This window comes from Pseudoalteromonas sp. '520P1 No. 423', assembly GCF_001269985.1.
Lineage (GTDB): Bacteria > Pseudomonadota > Gammaproteobacteria > Enterobacterales > Alteromonadaceae > Pseudoalteromonas.
The window spans coordinates 2,440,709-2,459,619 of sequence record NZ_BBZB01000001.1 but is presented as its reverse complement, the minus strand read 5'-3'; the positions used below and the strand labels follow the sequence as shown (position 1 = coordinate 2,459,619).

The 18,911-nt window shown below is 34.4% G+C and carries 14 protein-coding genes and 2 tRNA genes; 4 read left to right on the top strand and 12 right to left on the bottom strand.

The annotated features are described in order from the left end of the window. The first annotated feature begins 15 nt into the window (after nt 1-15). A complete protein-coding gene (locus PSA_RS11220; RefSeq protein WP_042152479.1) occupies nt 16-1,200 on the top strand; it encodes a PPC domain-containing protein in 1,185 nt (394 codons plus the stop codon). A gap of 133 nt (nt 1,201-1,333) precedes the next feature. Then, entirely contained in the window at nt 1,334-2,266 is a 933-nt protein-coding gene (locus PSA_RS11215; RefSeq protein ID WP_052380252.1) for a CHAP domain-containing protein, read from the top strand. Between the two features lie 345 nt (nt 2,267-2,611). On the opposite strand, the gene PSA_RS11210 is transcribed toward PSA_RS11215, so the two are convergent. The 8 genes from PSA_RS11210 to PSA_RS11175 form a co-directional block, all read right to left on the bottom strand. Beyond that, nucleotides 2,612-3,319: a YeeE/YedE thiosulfate transporter family protein gene (locus PSA_RS11210; RefSeq protein WP_231665246.1), complete on the bottom strand. Its 708-nt coding sequence runs from the start codon at nt 3,317-3,319 to the stop codon at nt 2,612-2,614. A 663-nt stretch (nt 3,320-3,982) separates the two neighbouring features. After that, nucleotides 3,983-4,270: a hypothetical protein gene (locus PSA_RS11205; protein WP_052380253.1), complete on the bottom strand. Its 288-nt coding sequence runs from the start codon at nt 4,268-4,270 to the stop codon at nt 3,983-3,985. Nucleotides 4,271-4,291: 21 nt separating this feature from the next. Further along, on the bottom strand, nt 4,292-4,993 hold the full coding sequence (locus PSA_RS11200) for a phospholipase D family protein (RefSeq protein ID WP_042152482.1): 702 nt from the start codon (nt 4,991-4,993) through the stop codon (nt 4,292-4,294). Nucleotides 4,994-5,096: 103 nt separating this feature from the next. Continuing rightward, nucleotides 5,097-5,747 (bottom strand): HNH endonuclease, encoded by a 651-nt coding sequence (locus PSA_RS11195; RefSeq protein WP_127924244.1) that lies wholly within the window; start codon nt 5,745-5,747, stop codon nt 5,097-5,099. A gap of 131 nt (nt 5,748-5,878) precedes the next feature. Continuing rightward, nucleotides 5,879-6,520 (bottom strand): OmpA family protein, encoded by a 642-nt coding sequence (locus PSA_RS11190; RefSeq protein ID WP_042152489.1) that lies wholly within the window; start codon nt 6,518-6,520, stop codon nt 5,879-5,881. A gap of 2 nt (nt 6,521-6,522) precedes the next feature. Beyond that, entirely contained in the window at nt 6,523-7,686 is a 1,164-nt protein-coding gene (locus PSA_RS11185) for a hypothetical protein (protein WP_042152491.1), read from the bottom strand. Nucleotides 7,687-7,967: 281 nt separating this feature from the next. After that, nucleotides 7,968-8,297 carry a hypothetical protein gene (locus PSA_RS11180; protein WP_042152494.1) on the bottom strand — a complete coding sequence of 110 codons (330 nt, stop codon included), beginning with the start codon at nt 8,295-8,297 and terminating at the stop codon, nt 7,968-7,970. Nucleotides 8,298-8,329: 32 nt separating this feature from the next. Next, nucleotides 8,330-8,680, bottom strand: coding sequence for an SIMPL domain-containing protein (locus PSA_RS11175; protein ID WP_042152497.1), 351 nt, complete (start codon nt 8,678-8,680; stop codon nt 8,330-8,332). Between the two features lie 482 nt (nt 8,681-9,162). Here PSA_RS11175 and PSA_RS11170 point away from each other — a divergent pair. Both PSA_RS11170 and PSA_RS11165 read left to right on the top strand, forming a co-directional pair. After that, nucleotides 9,163-9,237: transfer RNA gene (locus PSA_RS11170), tRNA-Gln, on the top strand. A 27-nt stretch (nt 9,238-9,264) separates the two neighbouring features. Beyond that, nucleotides 9,265-9,349 (top strand) — tRNA-Leu (locus tag PSA_RS11165). 499 nt (nt 9,350-9,848) lie between these two features. On the opposite strand, the gene PSA_RS11160 is transcribed toward PSA_RS11165, so the two are convergent. The 4 genes from PSA_RS11160 to PSA_RS11145 form a co-directional block, all read right to left on the bottom strand. Continuing rightward, nucleotides 9,849-12,239, bottom strand: a complete 2,391-nt coding sequence (locus PSA_RS11160; protein ID WP_042152500.1) for a restriction endonuclease-like protein — start codon at nt 12,237-12,239, stop codon at nt 9,849-9,851. 18 nt (nt 12,240-12,257) lie between these two features. Continuing rightward, nucleotides 12,258-14,492, bottom strand: coding sequence for an McrB family protein (locus PSA_RS11155; RefSeq protein ID WP_042152503.1), 2,235 nt, complete (start codon nt 14,490-14,492; stop codon nt 12,258-12,260). Further along, nucleotides 14,479-15,735 (bottom strand): DNA cytosine methyltransferase, encoded by a 1,257-nt coding sequence (locus PSA_RS11150; RefSeq protein WP_042152506.1) that lies wholly within the window; start codon nt 15,733-15,735, stop codon nt 14,479-14,481. The genes PSA_RS11155 and PSA_RS11150 overlap by 14 nt, the downstream gene beginning before the upstream one ends. A gap of 531 nt (nt 15,736-16,266) precedes the next feature. Then, entirely contained in the window at nt 16,267-18,909 is a 2,643-nt protein-coding gene (locus PSA_RS11145; protein ID WP_052380254.1) for a DEAD/DEAH box helicase, read from the bottom strand. Nucleotides 18,910-18,911: the final 2 nt, after the last annotated feature.

The window sequence follows — 18,911 nt, the reverse complement described above, 5'->3', positions numbered from 1 at the left end:
TATAAAGGAAATATAATGATAAAATCTAAATTAACAAAAAATTTAACCCTACTTTCACTTTCAGTCATTTCATCCTTGGCTCTGGCCAATAATGAACTTAGCTTATTGGCTGAAATTAATGACCAAAAATCAACTCAACTGACAATAGATACACAGGTGGCACAACTCAATAGTATATCAACGCTAAGTGCACCTTATGTTGGCCAAATGAATAAAACTCTGTCTGCCAATAGCTGGAAATATTATTATATTAAAGTTCCAAAAGGTCGAAAATCTTTAAGCATTGATATTAGTCATTTAAGTGGAGATCTCAATTTATATTTACGAAAAGGGATCAAACCAAGTGATGGTGTCTATGATAGTAGTTCAAATAATTTAGCTACCAATGCGGATGCCGTATCCGTAACAACACAAGATAATGAGCGTTGGTATATCGGCATTCATAATACGACTGATAGATCTCAAAACTATAAATTAACCTTAGTATTACGTGATAACAGTATTGCAGGCTGGAGTTCCGATACCCACTTTAGAAAAGCCGATACCATTTTAAGAGAAAATATTACTTCGCGTGCCACACGAGCGATAGGTCAATCTTCCGGCAGTTCAACTTTAAATAGTGCCAGTGATGTTTATTATACTGATGTATTTGGGGGAGACGGCAGCAGAATGAGAAGTGCCATGAGTATATTTGTAAACTCAGGTAAAAGCGCTTCTGTAACCACAAAAGAAAATATGAGAACAGCTTTAACAGGCAGTGGTTATTCATATCAAACTGTCACTTTATTAATTAATAAAATAATAGATGTCTTTACTGATAGCTCTACAACCGTTCCAACAACTGAACAGGCGACATTAGATATCTTAAATATCAGAAAACAATGCTTAGAATGGGTGGTGTCAGTAGTGACAGATTCTGGTGGCAATAAATCTGTCGGTTATATACTTGAGGAACAAGACAAACAACTCGCCAGACCAGGAATGGGTTTTTATAAAAATAATAGAGGTCATTCTGCCATTATAATCGATGTAAAATCTGATGAAACTGGCAAAGTTACAGATGTTAAATTAGCTTCAGCCAATAATGGTAGTGGTTGGACAAAACCTATCGGTGAAGTTGCTTGGTCACGTATGGTAAGTCAAAATAACCTTTCACTGAATGACTGGCAATATAAGTTAGTCGACCTCTCTCAAAACTAAATAGATGATTGAACATAAAAACAATTTAACATGGGTTTAATATTAATTTTTTCTATAGTGCTTTATATGAAATGAATTATCTTTGTGCCCATAACAATACTCGGTATCTTTTATTAATTAAGCGAAGTTTATAATGAAAATGTTTAAAGTGTTAACTTATAGTTCTTTACTGTGTTCAATGGCTGCTTCTATGCCACTGCTAGCAGATAATCAATGTGGAGATCAAATCACAACAGCTTCAGGTGGAAATCCTAATTTATGTTGCGATAATTCAGGAACTTGGAATGGTAGAAAATATACAGGAAATGGGAGTAAAATTGATAGTGTAGATGGTAACTGCGTTTGGTTCGCGTGGGAGCAAGCAAATCGAAACTGGAATGGTCATCGACTCCCCATGATAAACAATGCAAATACATGGGCAGAAAATAGGTTCAAAGCAATAAATAAGAAATCAGGTTATATTTACTCTAATAACCCTAGAGTTGACTCAATTGCCATAAAAAAAACTGGAACATATGGTCATGTAGCTTATGTTGAAAACGTATTAGCAAATAATGTTGAAGTATCAGAACAAAATTGCTACATACCTAACGAACAAAACCCTAATGGTGGGGCTGAGTATTCCCACAATAGCTTCCAAAAATACATGATAGGGATGACTGTAGAAAACTTTGAAGTAGTTAAAAATGTAACCGCTTCAGAAACTTCTACTTCAAAACGACCAAATTTTTTAGCTCGCTTTAAATTAAAAAATATATCAGAACAAGATATACGAGTTAGAGCTGTAAAAATGCACATAAGAGCGAATCAGAGCAATGGAGATGTTTTAAATGATTCTATGGGAAAAGTACTCAATGGTGCTATTCAAAGTGGCTCGGCTAATTACTCATATACAGATTTAGGACTTATTGATGGCTATTTATTAGCTGGTGAGGAAACTGATCGAATTTTCGGAACTTACAGTTTTAAAAACCCTAGAACTGATGATACTGAAGCCTATATTGAATTAGTAATGTGGGACAATGAAGTGATAGAAATCGGATATCATGATTTTACAGTTCAATAAATACAGCGATATTATTGTTTAAACTCCATAGCTACCTAATGCCGTTCACTTAAGGTGAGCGGCATATATTTTTTGAATATCAATTTTAGAACTCTTAAATTCTTATGAATAACTGAGTTTTTACAATTTAAGTAATTTAAACTTTGACACTGTTTATATCGATTAAATCTAAGAACGTTACATGATGAGAAAATTTGCAACATATTCAGTTGATAAATAATATGCTTGTAGTTACTCATTACTGAATAAGCACACACATCAATACAAAATATACTTGCTAGGTCCAGTGATTTATCTTCAACCCAAGCCCTAGTATATTCATAAAACTTACCTGACACATTATCTTCAGCACATAAATACAGTAACAAAACCCCCAATAGATACACCAGGTAGCGCTAATAATAACTGGCTATCATTTAAGCCATTAGCTAGCGCAGCACCTATTCCCATGCAAATGCCTGCCAGTAAATGTTTAAAGCACACTTGCCATTTATCTATTATTAATTTGAATGTTTTAGCCCTTAATGCAGCTAATAACATACCTAATATTAAAAAACAGATTAAAATATAACGCGACATATTTGGCCAAAGAGAATAATCATTTAACCAATAGCTATAGCTCATATCTTTTAATAATGAGCTTGGCGTCCATTTCGGCTCAATCAAAAAAACCAAGCTGCCTAATAAACCAATGCCAAGCATAGTAAAAAATATTTTTTTATTTTCAGAGCTTATTCTTAAAGTAAAGCCAACGACAATTAGGCTTAATAGAAATAAGACAGTAAAGTGATATATTGGTTTAATAATAAAGCCAATTAAAGGCGGTTCAAATCTAAATTTGGTTAAAAGTAACCAACCTATAAACCAGCCCAAAACTGTAATTAACATAGTTAAATGACCGCGAGATAATTTACTTATTGTAGATACCCCACATCTATTATTAAAAGCAGCACCTAAACCAAATAAAAAACCACCAATCATCGATAAAACAGTTACTTGATAATTAACTAAAGCAATTTGAATATTAAAAATATATGAAAATACGCCCGCCACCCAAGCAGTACAACCACTCAACAAAATGGATTTAAAAATAGAGGTTTACCTGCTTTAGCCTCATTAACCCCACGAACTAAACACAAACCGAACGATTGAGATAAATAGCCTATGATACAAATCAATATTAAAAATGTTAACTCTACAATCATACGCCTTCACAAAATATAAGTAATTAATCTGACTATAGTTCATACTCAACTTTTTTAACTACTACTAAACCTTTATCATGACATATTTCAAAAGAACCAAGAGCGTTTACCTTTGATAACGCAGTGGCAGTAGCTTTTCTTTTGTTGTGGTACAGACATCAACTGAGTCAGCCTAAAGGCAACCTACAACAACCAAATGCGATATTACATTGAACATCTAACCTGTAGGAGAAGCTTTAGCTTTTCATGGTTCAGCACGCAGAAGCAGTTGTTGGTAGTTTTTTGGTTATGGAACAGTCGTCAACTCAGTCAGCCTCTTATTTACACAGTTTGAGTTTTACCAATATTTAAATGTAGCTATCAATCTGGATTATTAGAATAATTACAAGTAAGGCAAATTTATAATGATTTTTCACTTTAAATACCCCTCATTGAATAATGCTAGAACAACATTCATTTGGCTATTGTGCTGCATTGGTGTTTTGTTATTTATAACAAGTTCCATAATTCCTTATTTTCTAAATTTGAATCTTGTTTCAAAAAAACTTAAAGGATCTTCAGCATATTTTTTATTATCAACTGAACTTGTATATTTACCTTTAGCAACCCCTTTTACTGTACCTAGTTCACATAAACCTAAAAATGCAGATTTAGGGCAGCCTTTTACTCTAGAGCTTGATTGAGTTGGAAATACAGTCAACGCTTCACTTGCCCATGCATATTGTGGAGTTGTTTCTGTTTGTTGCTCAACTGCAAAAGCATAGTTACTAAAAAAAAATACTAAAAAAATCCATTTCATATTGATTCAATCACTAATAACTTAAACAGTCATATCATCAGGCCATATAAAGTATGCGCCAAAGCGTTTACTATACTTTGCCTCACCACCAATGTTTTCGCCTTTACTTGTTAACGTATGCTTATTATCAGATAAGTCTAATACACCATCTTTAGTTAACTTATCAATAAAGTCGGCTGTTTTTAAACCAAGTTTTTTAGCGATTTTAGATGAACTTAATTTTTGACTACCTTCAGTCGATTTCTGCTCAACTTTTTCTTCAACTACTGTTGTTTCAACTTTCTCCATTGAAATTCGTACTTCATCACTGATTCGTATAATTCGTTGAGCTTCTTCATAAGCGTCACGGTACATTTGAGGGTCGTCATCACGAGTCATGAATACGCCCATTTCATTATTATTAACTTGGCTGAATTCATACAGATTCAAACTGCTTATAATACAACTAGATTCATTCATGTAACATTTAGCGTGTAGGTTTTTGCAAAAACTTGTACGAACAAAACTTAATTCTTTTAACCAATTGATTTCTTCAGGTTGAAGTTCGCTTTTACCATAAACAATACGTACATCAATTTTAAGACGATCTTTGTCTTCAAGTAATTCTTTAATACGGTCGTTTAATTTTAAGAAAGGGCTAATAAGGATTAGACGATCAGAAGCATTTTTAATTAATTCTTCTAAATAATAATTAGTGGCACTGGTATTTAAAAATTTAGCCATTTTCATTCCTTGATGATATTTATAGCAATATTATATTCTGTGATTAAATAGATGGTTGCTCTTCCCACCTTGTAACTATTTAAAATAACTAATGTTAGTAAGGTTATTTATTTTTAAATTGCGCTATAAACTGGTTATAGCATTTTTGATCTTTCATATGTGCATGGTTTGGTTGTTCCGCATGGCAGCTAATACACAATACCCGACAATTTGCCGGAGTATTCCAGTAATGGCTATGATTAATATGATGAACATGCAAAAACTGTCTGTATTTAAAAAGGTTAATACCACACTCTTCACAAGTCCAATTGTTTTTAGCTCTCAGATCTCTACTAAATTGATACCAATCTCTTTCACCCACAAAACGATTCAATGCTCCATATTCATTAAATGCAATGTTGCTTAACAATCTTCCTTCAACAACAAAATCTGAAAAATTAAAACTATTTGCCAATTCAGTGCTTTTTATTGCGTCTTGTCCTACTGGCGGTAAAAAATCAGGAAATAATTCCCTTATACAATATTGGCAGGCACCCATGGGTAGTAATATATCATCACTACCAATAACCTTATTGCTTGACCTAATATTTACGTTAAAAAAACCGTCTGCACGGCTCGTAACATGATATTTACCAGGTGACTCTTGAATTTTTTTACAATATGTTAAATGCACTTTGTGTGTTTTCGCTATCGCATTGTTGTGTGTTATTTCATCATAAACTGCTTTATCTAACACTTTTTGGTACGCAAACACGGGAGTACCTTTTATTGCAAAGCCATTGGGACTTATATGTTTGTGTAATATTTTATGCTCAAAATCTCTTTCAATATTATAAAGTTGAAACAACCACGAAGCACGAAACCCTGTAAATGTGACCAAAATAATTAATCCGAATTGTGTTTATAGTTAAATAATATCTCGACACGTCGCTGTAAATCCCCTTTTCCCTGAGTAATTTCATTATTGGCCTGTGAGAAAGAAAATCCCTGAGCAACAAACTTAGTAGCTACAGCTGTTTCATTCTTACCTAACGATTGTAAACAATGATCCATTGTATTCATCGCACGCTCATATGAAACCCGCATATTGCCAACAAATGCGTTGCCTTTACCACTCCAACTAGTATCGGTATGACCACGAATCACAATATTATAAATTTTGTTTTTTTCACGCCTAACCATCTCAATTAATTTTGGACAAATACTGTTTAATGTGTTTTTTGCTTCAATTGATAGCGTGGCCTTAGCGCTTTCAAACTTAAACCACGTTGTTAATATATTACGTTCTTCATCCCATTGCAGACTAGAATCTTGTTTGGCTAAATCATATAAATGCGAAAACAATACATTTTCAACTTTAGAGTACTTATGAGGTGTATTAACTTGTGAGTTACCTATGTGCTGACTAATAAAATCACGCTTTTCAAGTGCTAATAAAGTACCCAGTAAAAATAGCGCCATGAGTGCAGTCATTAAATCAGAAATTGCTAGTCCAGATTCTTCATCATCTTGTATATTGAACAACATTGTTAGCTCACTTCATCTAATTTAGCTTCAGATGTATGCTTTTTAGCTAACAACAGCTCTTTTTGTTTATCTTCTAAGATACTTGCCAACCCAGATGTATAAACTGTTGCAACTTCCTGCAAACCTTGCTCAACCGATAAATCTAACTTTTCAAAAAAAGTATGCGCTTGTTTAATTTGCGATTGATTCAATTCATCAAACGCTTTACTGACATTTTGATATTGTACTTTGAAGTCAACAACAGCTGCCACAATATTGCTTTTATGGTCTTTCTCTAAAGTTTGTTGAATAACTTGCAAGTCACTTACTAATTTTGACAACGATTTCATTGAAGGTTGAACCTGTTTAATATCATTAATCAAAGATTGATAAAGTTGCTGAGTGCTTGCAAAGTCATTTACAATTGAATTTGAAGTACTAGCTAAGCTTTTATTCAAAGATTCACTGTGTGATTTAAGGTCAACTATCGAGCTATTTGAATTTTCTAATATTGAATTAACATGCTTAACACATTTATGTAAAAGATTTGAAATGTCTCGCATCGCATCAATATTACTATTATTGAGACCTTGTGATGTAGTAACCATTGACGTCAATAATGTTTGGTTTTTATTGACAGATTCATTTGCATCTTTCAATAACGATTTAGACTGTTTTATTAATGTACTAATACTATTAGCAAACTGATTTAGCACCTGATCCGTTTTTTCATTAAATTGTTCACTAATATTTTTAGAGTCTTTTAGTAATTGCTCTGACAACAGCCTTGCAACTGTTTTACTATTATTATTTACCGCACTCACCACGCTGTTACTATTTTCACGAACAGCTACAACTATATTATTAGTCTGTTTAGCATATTCATCATAAGGATCAGGTAGCCGCTTAGCAAGGCGTTTCTTGCATAATATAGAACCAGCTAGACCAAATACACTTGACCAAAAAGCACTTTTTAAACCCATTAATAATGCATCAAAAGCGTGTTGACTGGTCGCAGTTGAATCTAAAGAATTGAGTGAAAGCGCAATACCTAAAAAAGTAAAAAAAATACCAACCGTCACACATAAAGACGGTGTTATATTTGACACACCCACTTCAGGCTTACCTGAAACATATACATAATAAACAATAATAATCAACGAAATAGGAATTAAAAAAAATGTCACCCCTGATATATCCTTATAATATTCAATTATGTATATTGTACTTAAAATGGATACATATATACAGCACATTACCCCTCATAAATGCTAAAAATACAACACAAGGTAGAGTTATTTGTCGTTTTTATTAATGGGAGAAATTTAGTTAACCATGCTCCTTTACCACTACTATTTAAAAAGCTCACAAAATAGTAAAACAGGCCGAACCATAGACCTGTGGTTTTGGTGACTTTGCATATTTATGACTACTAAAGTTCAAATCCATTATCTACTCAAAATAAAGATTATTTTAATTCGTAAATCGCATTAATGGTTGCAGTTAACTTTATTGTTTCAGGTACAGTCATTACTAAATTTTTAGAAGGCATTCCAAATGACAAACTACGTCGATCTTTTAAAGCAAAACGTGCATAAAATGCCTGTAGATCAGCATCTAAGCTCATACCATAGACATTCAAAACCTCACGACCTTGAGCCAGGGCTAATAAATCAGCTGTTTTACGAGCTTTATCACTTACAAGCTTAACTAACTGACTTTTATATTTATCTTCTTTTGTTATTTTAAAATCAGGATAAATATCAGATACATAATCAAGGGAATTGAGTGTTGCCACTATATAAGAGTACTTTTTCAACTGTTTGAGTTTTATAGAAAATCTTGAGTTATTTCATAACCCTGAATTCCAAATTTTTCATTCTTATTATGAAAGTTTCTTATAATGTTTTTATCTATACGATATGACTCTAATTGTGAATTAGGTACTTTAAATAAAGCTAGGGCGTCTAATATTTTAATTCTTGTATCTGATAATGCTGCTTGAGCCATTACAGATTGAGCATTAAATACTTTAATTGAAAAGCTTAGGACAGCTAAATCCGGTTTTACATCTATCTCATGTTTTTCATATACAGCAACAAATGGAAATTGAGGTAAAGGATTAGCAATAGCTAACGAAGATAGACACATAAAAACAATGACAAAAAAACTACTTTTCATACTTTCCACTAAATAATTATTTAAAACATTAGTTTATATAATTTCTAGTATAAATATAGTTAAATCAGAAAATTAGTTTACTATAGGTTCATATATAAATTACTTCATGAAGCAGTAATATCCCCATTTCAATTTAAAGGTATTTTATACCATATAATTCTTCCTTACCATCTGATATATTTATAAAAAATGGATTTACTCTGATTTAATAAAATCAGCAAGGCATAACAAAAACATGCAACAAATTGGCATTTACGAGCAGTTAATAACTCAGTATATTATCGCCAACTAACATCAGCTGATTCTTTGGCTAAAGATCAGACTTTTCTATTAAAATCATCGATTTCGGTCATAAAATGTCATATAAGAATAATTAACAAGCAATCAATCATAAATAAAAAAATATACATTGACGAATACATAAGTCGTAAGCATAATGCGCTCAACTTAATGAGAGTGAAAACTTTCTTTATGTTAATAGTTGGAATATCGCCAAGCGGTAAGGCACCGGGTTTTGATCTCGGCATTCCCAGGTTCAAATCCTGGTATTCCAGCCATTTTTTAAAGAATGAAAAAATATATATGCGGAAGTGGCGGAATTGGTAGACGCGCTGGATTTAGGTTCCAGTATCGCAAGATGTGAGAGTTCAAGTCTCTCTTTCCGCACCATATATTAAAGTTGGGATATCGCCAAGCGGTAAGGCACCGGGTTTTGATCTAGGCATTCCCAGGTTCAAATCCCGTAGTAGCCATCATTTAATAAAATCTCATGACCTCTTTTAATCCAATTATTTTATTTCTGATATAAACTAACTGTATAACTATTGATTTTAACTAAGGTACTGCTCTAATTTTTTATAAAATTAAAATCATTATCTGCAATGTCCCTGTTACCGAATTGATACGTGGCCAATAACTTTATCGCCAATCTAACAACCAGCTTGTATTTTTACACCTATAAAGTTGTGATATTGAAAATATGCAGTACATTATTTGAACTTTCAACCTAAATCGCCTAAGTTCAAATAATTTACACGAATACATTTCATCACTAAATCAGAGTAACCTCTTTATACGGTTTGAATTCATATGTAAGAAGCTCGTTGTATACAAATATAATCTCGCCCTACTACACTCTTAGGCGTTATTTGGGCACCTCAGCACCCAACTAAACAACACAATTTAAATAAACACGTTCTAAAGCATTAAAATCACTAGTACACTTTAGCATAGGAAGAGTTGTTAACTTTAATGATTGTCTGAAACCTCCAGTATTTGGATTGATTAATTTGTGGGGGAGCGTAAGTACCTCTCCTAATTCAAATAGCCAGTATTCATCGTCTCCAACCTGCGTTTCCATAACACCAGCTTGAATTCCACTAATTTCACTACGGGATTTAAGTTTTACACTTCTAACTCTGTAAGCTTTGTCTGTCTTCAATACGCCTGAGTCTTCATAGCTTATTGCGATATAACAAATTTCAGCAGCTATATGATGACCGAATTGAACATCAAAAACAGGCATTGGCATGTGATACCATTTTGCATGGCCACTTTTAAAACCCTCAATATATTCATGAGTTCTATTTTCGCCTAGCTTAGCTGTTAACACTAAATCACTGTGTAGAACTTGTTTCATACCATAATAAGGGATGCGTGAAGCTTCATTAACATATAAAGAGTCACTAATACTTGATACTGGGAAAGTGGTTGTTAGTGAGCCTAGTTGCTCAATAAGAAAACTTTCAAGCCAATTATTATTATCGCCGTTATCACTAGGTAATAAGGCAAATGCACCAATACCAACTTCTTTTATTGTCTCATCGTAAGGGTTTATCTCTACTTTTTGATCATAAAAGCCAGGATACAATGCAAAAGCACCAAAAACAGGTCGACTCTTAGTTGTTTTTTCATCTGCCAAATTAATATGGATTAACGCATCACGGTAGCGATGCATCTGATTAATGGCGTCATCAGGAACAAAATCCTTACGTTCAATATCATCATCATCATAACGGTTATTTATGGTCTTAATACGATACTTGGCATCAAACAACCAAATACACTTTTTACCATCAGGAAAGGTTATTTCAAGTAATATATCAGGTTTTTGAGTCACCCCAAATGAACGGATATTTTTACCATTTTTCCGAAAAATAGGCTCGTGAGCTAAACGAGCTTTTAAGCCGTCAGTACGTTTAAAGGTAAAAGCCCCAGCTCCACTTAAGCCATCTTCAAGCTGCAACTCAAAATAATCATTCAATTTCAGTTTTGATTTTTCACTTTGGACCTCTTCAAAACCAAGGTTCGTAATTAACATCTGCCTCACGGTTAAAAAACACCAAACTTCGTAAGTTTCAGCAACAGACTTCATTGATATAGTTGAATGCCGAGAAAAAATATCTAAATAATATTTAAGCTCTTGCCACGTTTTATAGACCGCGCTATATCCCGTTTTTTGTTGCAATACCAAGGACTCGCGATGTAAGCCAACGTACTCACCAACTTCTTTTAGAAAACTTTGCTTTTGTACTCTTGCAAGAGGCTTTTGCCAATCTCTAAGTTCGGTTATAAAGTGCACGGATAGGCGTTGACTAGTGTCTCTGCTTTCATTATTTTTTTTCTCTAACTTCTGTGTTAATTGCTCTAATTGCTGCTTGCATTTTATCACCACCATTTTAATAAAACGGTTTTCAGGGGTATCTACGCTTAAATATTTTTTATCTTGCTGATAACGTTTATCATATTGCTTATTCTTAATGTCTTCCCTTACTCGCTCAGCTAATTTATTACCTAACTTCCCTTTTAATCTGTCGGCTTTTATATGGCTTTCTTGACGCTTTAAGCGGCTATGGGGTGAATTTGAAATTACCTTTAAAGCAGATTCTAGTTGCTCGCGTAGCACTTTAAATTGCGCCAACCACAACAATGGAAAATTACCTCTATGCTGGCTTTTGGCTGCATCTTGTTCTGTTTTTTCAGCTAAGCTAAAGCGCCACAATGGAAAAGACTTATCTATACACCGATACATTGCGGGTAAATCGCTATGTAATTGCATTTTAGTCGGTAGCACTTCTAATATAAGGTGCGCTGATTTTGTTTCGCTTTCAACTTGGTAGGTTAATGGCAAACTTAACTTGCCTATATCGTTACCGGTATTAATGGTACCTATTAAACTGGCTGCACTGTGTTTTCGCTTTGCCGCAAAGCGAAAAGAGTTTGCTATGGTTTTTAACGGATGTGCAATAGAGGCTTGGTCAACGTTATCATTGAAAAATACCCACTCAAATTGATATTGCGTATTTTCAAAAAATATTGGTCGAGGTAACGACAGCTCTTCAACTAGAGGGGTGGCAATATTTTCACTTTCTTGAATAAAAATACTATTAGGTCTTACACTTTGTAAATTTATTTCAGGCTTGAAGTACAGAGCATTAGGGATATGTTTATCCCCTCTGCGCTTTAACATTTCGAAATAAGTTTTCTGTCGTATGTCTAAATTTTGACAACTTATAGTCAACTCCCAATCGGAAGTCTCTATACAGATAAGCTCTTGCATCCTTTCTACCTACTCTTTTTAGGGCCAGAAACTGGTGAATCCATTATCTAACTGTCCACTCATCCACTTAAGTTTAGCTTTGCTGCGACATTCAATGTCAATAGCCTCCTCTTTATCAAGATATTTTCGATAAAGATCTGGGCGAATTTTACCATCCCAAATATTGTTCAGTTGTTTACTTAACACTACATTGAGCTGTTCAATAATATGCGTATTTTCACCACCTTTGGTCAGCTTATCAATGTCGCCTTCAATACGTGGCAACACCTTACACATTAAAAAGTCATCCCATACAGCTTGTAACTCAATTTCAGTCGTTGGCTTATTGGTCATCACACTTAGCAACAATTCATTCAGGGCACGGTAGGCTAATTTAAATGGGGTGTTAATTAAAATAGCATTAATACTTTTTAATAATTCAATGGATAAAGAGCCCTCTGAATCGAAAGTATCATTTAATTCGACGGTATTACGTCCATCAGACCATACCGGGTAACTAAGTACTTTAGGCTCTTTAGTCGGTTTGAAAAACTCGTCTAAGTCATTAGGAAAAAACTCACCAAAATCGAAAGTTAATGCGCGGTCAATTACCTTACGAGAAAAGCCATGTGTGGTTTCATCCATATTTACAGTGCCGGCTACAATCAAGTTGAACGGAATGCTTATGCCATTTGTAACAAAGTGCTGCCACAGATCATCATGATCCGCTAATCCTAGCGTTTTTTTGAGCTTATCTTGGTCAATACTATCAAAAAGTGATGGCTTTAAGAGAGGTTCACACTTGTATTCAAATTCGTTATTTTCCCAAAGCCACTCACGTGTTTCTAGCACTGAAAGATAATCAGCAAAATACTGCTCAACAGGTGCTAAATTCATCTCATCTAAACAAAGCCAAAAAGTTCTAACTTGCTGTTGTTGATCTTGATTACCTGTCGCTAAATTACCATTGAGGGTAATACCAAACTTTTCTATTTCAAGCCAAGCTTTAACAATAAAGGCAAGTACATCAGTAACTACATATTCAGCTTGTCCACTTAAGCGTGATACATAACCCAACAAATCAGAAGGCTCATGCCAATCAGGGCGAACAGAAGTTAAACAATAGGTTACCTCACCACGACATTCAGCTTGCTTTTTAACAAAGCGAGTTTTACCTGTACCAGAGATACCGGCTAATAATAAAAATGGTTTAGATAGCCCTAATTCTGCCACTTTTTTTGCAGACGTTAGCACATATAATCCATCTAACGAAAGAATCTGATATTCTGTATATATACTATTAAAAATTGAGCATAACGTTTGAATATCTAATCTTGATGAGGTGCCATCAGTCCATTGATTCGATAGATAGTGGTATTGAGATCCAACGAGAAATGGCTCTTTAAAAAATCTAATTTTTTCACCACTTGTTAAGCCTTGAATTTCAATCTCTTTATCAGATATTTTGAAAAAAGTAGTTAAACGATGAGCTTCATACTCAAGGTTATAATTACCATGTTCACTACTTTTTTCAATCAAGCATTCAAACAAGGGCGTTTGCTTTTTTTCTTTAATTAAAAATGAGATTAAGCTAAAAACAAACTGAGATCGTGAAGACTCTTCCAAAATGTGGCTAGTTTTATGACTGTCTGCTTCTTTAACCTTTTTTGTAACAAATTCAGGATGAAATAGATTCCTTAAGGTTACCTCTTCTGAAAATTGCTTAGCTAGTTCAGCTACAGCTCCTTGAGTTTCAGCTAAAAGGTTACCTGCTTTCAGAAGAGGAGAGACATAAAAATCGCCACGGTCAATCGTTTTACCACCTCCCCAGCTATCATAATCAGAAATAAAGGAAGAAAAATAGTCGTAGTCTTGGTGTGAAAACCCGTTAGTTTCAAGGTACCTCTTGATACGAGTCTCGTTATCATTGCTAATTTCTTTTCTTAGTGTAGTCGCTACCTCATTCAGAACTTCACCTTTAAATATATTTTCAAACAGTTCTTTTTGCTTATTTAAGCCTTCTAAATATCCAGCTAATTCAAGTGCTATATAAAACCAATAATTGGTTAAAAATATGGATTTCCCCGTAGAAGTTATAATCTTTGTAGAAAATTCCGCCCATTCGACCTCTGAATAACCATTAGCTTTATTATTAGCAATGTACTTTTCATATTCTGATTTGAAGTTTTGAGGCAAACTCACATCAGTGAATTCAGCCTTAGCCATAGCAGTTTTTATAGCCAAAAACTTCTCTGATAAGTTAACCAATTCCATTTAATTTTCCTTCTACTTTTTCCGCCAAGGCTTCAATTACTGACACTGACACACTGTTACCAAACTGTTTATATGCCTGAGTATTGGATTTGTTAGGCATAAATTCTTTTGGAAAACCTTGTAATCGAGCGGCTTCCCTAGTACTTATTTTTCTTGGGTTTTTACCGTCCTGCGCCAGTAATATTTCACTACCATCTTTGTAATATCGCGCAGAAAGAGTATTCGTATATTGACTCTCCGGCGTAACTAATCCGTAACCAAAACCTTTACCATTTATCTTGTTTTGAATCTTTCGGCGTTGATGCCCAGCCCAAAGTCGATCTGATATTGTGAGTTTTTCACATGGATTATCCTCCAATATATCACTGACTTTTGTTTCTTTGCCCAATGCAGTAGGGTAATCAAAATGTTCTATAAGACCATCTTTCCATAAAACAATGTAAATGCGCTGCCTATTTTGTGGTACGCCAAAATCAATTGACTTCATCACCATTTTTTTAGCTTCGGTCTGAATGGCTTTGGCACTACCATTTTCAATAAGATCTTTTGATATATTACAGCTATAACCTATATCAGTTAGCGTTTTTAGAATAACTTTTAATGTATGCCCTTTATCATGACTTACCAGCCCTTTTACATTTTCAAGCATTGCTATTTTAGGTTTTTTTTCTTCGATAATACGAGCGATATTATGAAATAAAGTACCTCGGGTATCTGCAATTCCCAGCTTTAACCCAGCATGTGAGAACGGTTGGCATGGAAACCCTGCTAGTAGCACATCATGTTCTGGTATATGAGTAGGGTTTATGAATGTAATATCACCAAATGGAAACTCACCATGGTTACTTTTATAAGTCGCTTGGGCATGCTTATCGAATTCTGATGAAAAAACACAGCTTCCATTATTATTTTGAAAGCCTAAACGAACACCACCTATACCAGCAAACAGATCAATAAATTTAAAAGTACCATCTTTAACTGGCTTCAAAGGCATACTGTCAAAAACTAAATTGTAGAAAATATCTCGATCACTGAACAGCTGCTTATCTATAAGCAGATCGAGTACTTCTTTTTTAAGCTCATTAGCTGATTTTAAGTCTGTATTACAAAAAAACTGACTGTCAGTCGCGATTGCATGCACCCATTGATCAACCACGGCGATACTCTCTGTCCCATCAGGCTTATGCTGCTCTGCAATTGGGGATAATAACTCTTCAATTTCTACTAACAATTTACTGTACATATATTTCAATTAAAACCTAATATTTATTAATGCTATTCATATAAATTAAACCTTGAGAGCCAATATTTTGTTACTAAAGAAAGGCTCTTCTTTGAAGTTTTATTATATTTCTACTGCTTACCTGAGAGGGTATTTGAAAACGAAGAGAGCAGCAATGTTTTAAAGTATATTTATTGAAATTACAGTAGTAAATAGAGCCATAATAATTCTAACGCTTAACAACCCCTTAATTGCTTCAATTATTTAAATCGACACAGTTTCATAACCATTACTACAAATAAAACATCAACAAATGTGTTTTTTCGAACTTAATCTAGCTAAAACAACATTCATTTAAACAAAAAAATATTCTTATTCGTTTAGTATGGGATTTTCTACTAGTCTTTCTAGTTCAGCTCTTAGAAAAAGGCTTAAAGATCTGATTTAACGTTGCATCTTCAATCCAAGCTGTCTGTCACCAGACTAACCCTATATTCGAGCTCTTTTAGTTTCTATTCTGATTACAATATTTTAAGTACATTCCTAATTATCTTAAAACCGAAATAACTCAACCCCAAACTTCCCAAAATAATCCTTCCCATCCTGCTTCATTTGCTTTTTGATCAGCTCAAAACAATCAGGTGTTAGCTTTTCCCAAAGTACAGGATCAAATGCGACTAAGTTGAGGTCTTTTGCATGATAAACAAAGCGTTTGCGCTCAAATTTTTCGAACGGATTAGCGAGTAAGCTTCTGGTGATATAGGCAGTATCGTTTAGGCGATCTAAATCGTTTAATGGGTTGTTTGGTTTTTCAGCTTTACCGTGTTTTTGGTGTAGCTGCTGGTAAAAGTTTTGATACTTTGTAGCAAGCTTGGTTAGTTCAACTTCGCCTTGGGCATTACATTCGCTAATAAAACTCAGTAAAAATACAATTTTGTATGAAAAGGCGTAATCGCGTTTTTCTAAAAATTCAAAAAAGTCATCGCGGCGGGTATCGTCTGTTCGCTCTTTTATGTTTTTACTTTTTTTTATTTCACTTAATTGATTTTGGCTAAAGTAATGTAGCTTTTGTTTACCAAAGTCGTGGCTTTTTGCGGGTATCATATCGCCTTTTTTCACCCAGTTTTTAACAGTACTGGTTGATATAAATAGCTCGCGGGCAAGTTGTTCTTCATTTAGTAAGTCACCAAATTCTTTTTCGAAATTGAATATGTTTATTTTTTCTATTCGGCGCTCTCCTTCCCATAAATGATCTAGTGCGAGTATTTCGTGTGCAGGTGCTGCAAATTCGGTTTTGACTAAATTGGCAAAAGGCTGGTAACTGGTAAAGTTAAATAAACCGTGTACTGACCAAGGTTGCAGTGCTGCACCATAGCTGTCGACTACGTCAATTACGATTAATGCTTCTTTACCTTGGTATTGTCGTGTGCCACGGCCTAATTGTTGGGTATACAGTACCTTTGACATGGTTGGCCGTGCCATTACCAAAATTTCGGTTTGCGGTGCATCCCAACCTTCGTTTAATAAATCACAGGCACATAAAAAACGTATTTTACCTTGCTGGTAGGCATCGAGTCCTTTTCGGTCGGTACCGTGTACGGCTTGTGCACTTATGCCATGCTGATTCATTAATTTTGCCATACGTTTTGCATGTTTTACGTCAGTACAAAAAATAACACCTTGTTTTAAGTTTTGCCCGCTAATGAGCGGCTCTGCAAAGTATTTATTAAGTAAATCTACAATAAGTTGATCGCGCGATGGCACTAATATTGTTTTGTTTAAATCAGCTTTTACAAAGTCTTTACCGTTAAAGCGCACTTTTGATAAATCGAGATTCGATTCAAGCCGATAAGCACGTATTTGTGGTGCTAAGCCTTTGTTAATTGCTTGCTCTAGTGTTAAGTCAACTTGATAACTGCCAAAAATATTTTGTAGTTTTTGCTCGTCTAGGCGCTCATCGGTTGCAGTTAACCCTAATAAAGTTTTAGGTGCAAAATGTTCTATCACTTTGCGTAAACCAACAGCAGCGGCGCGATGTGCTTCGTCTACTAAAATATAGTCAAACTGATTGGTTGTTAATGTATGGTAATGGCGTAACAAATAGGCACTGGTTTGTACTACTACATTGTAATTTTTATTATGTATTGCCTCACCCACACTTAAGTTTGGCAATCTTTGGGTCAAGCGTGTTTGTAACTGATCTTTTAATGCGGTGCTTGGCACAATGGCTAAGGCATTTTGGCATTCGCCCTGCGCTATTTGTGCTGCTAAGTCTTGAATAAATACTTCGGTTTTGCCTGTGCCTGTGGGTAATACCACTAAAAAAGTATTTTTACCGATTTGGCGTTGCTGATTTATTTTATTTACGGCATCTTCTTGATGAAGCATTGGCTGATACGATACGGCACGTTGGGCTAGGTAGTTAGGTGAAGCTGCAAAGTTTTTTGCATCACCAAAGTAATTACGTATTTGGTCGCTAAATTTGTATTCGTCTTGCATGCCCCTGAGTGACCAGCGATAAACTAAATAGCCGTCGTAAATCAGTGAATTTTGTTTAAATAGCTGTGAGCGGTATTGTTTTATACCTGTTATTAATGGGTGATGGTAGCGTTCACCGTTTAGTTCTATGGCAATATTATTGGTCGCTTGGCTGTTTTCGCCTTGGCATGCACGCTTATGGCGACTAAGCATAAAATCGATATAACGTAAGTGCCCTTTGCTATCTATATATTTACTTTCGGCTTGAAGTGCGTATAAATATTTAGAGCCAAATACTTGTTCAAACAAAGTTGAGAAATTGTATTCAGGTTTTGTTGGTTCGCTATGTGTTTCGCTGCGATCACTACCAAAACGTTTTATGTTATCACTGTGGTGTTCTTCTGAGCCTAAAAATATTTCGATATCTTGTTTAAATTGGTTTTGTGCAACTACAACTGATGCATTGGTTTCATATACAAATCGATATAAACCTTGGTATTTATGCATTTGTTGATTTTGATAGCTCGTATAATCAACATATTGATAAGTATCAGCACTTAAATCGAACAATGTGAGGTCTACAAATACGGCTGGACTACCTTGTTTTATATACAAACGCCCTGCATTTGTTTGATCAACAAATATATAGTTGTATTGATTTAATTGTGCATCGCAAAACGCTTCTGGGTTGAGTTGCGTGAGAGTGTTTAGACTCATGG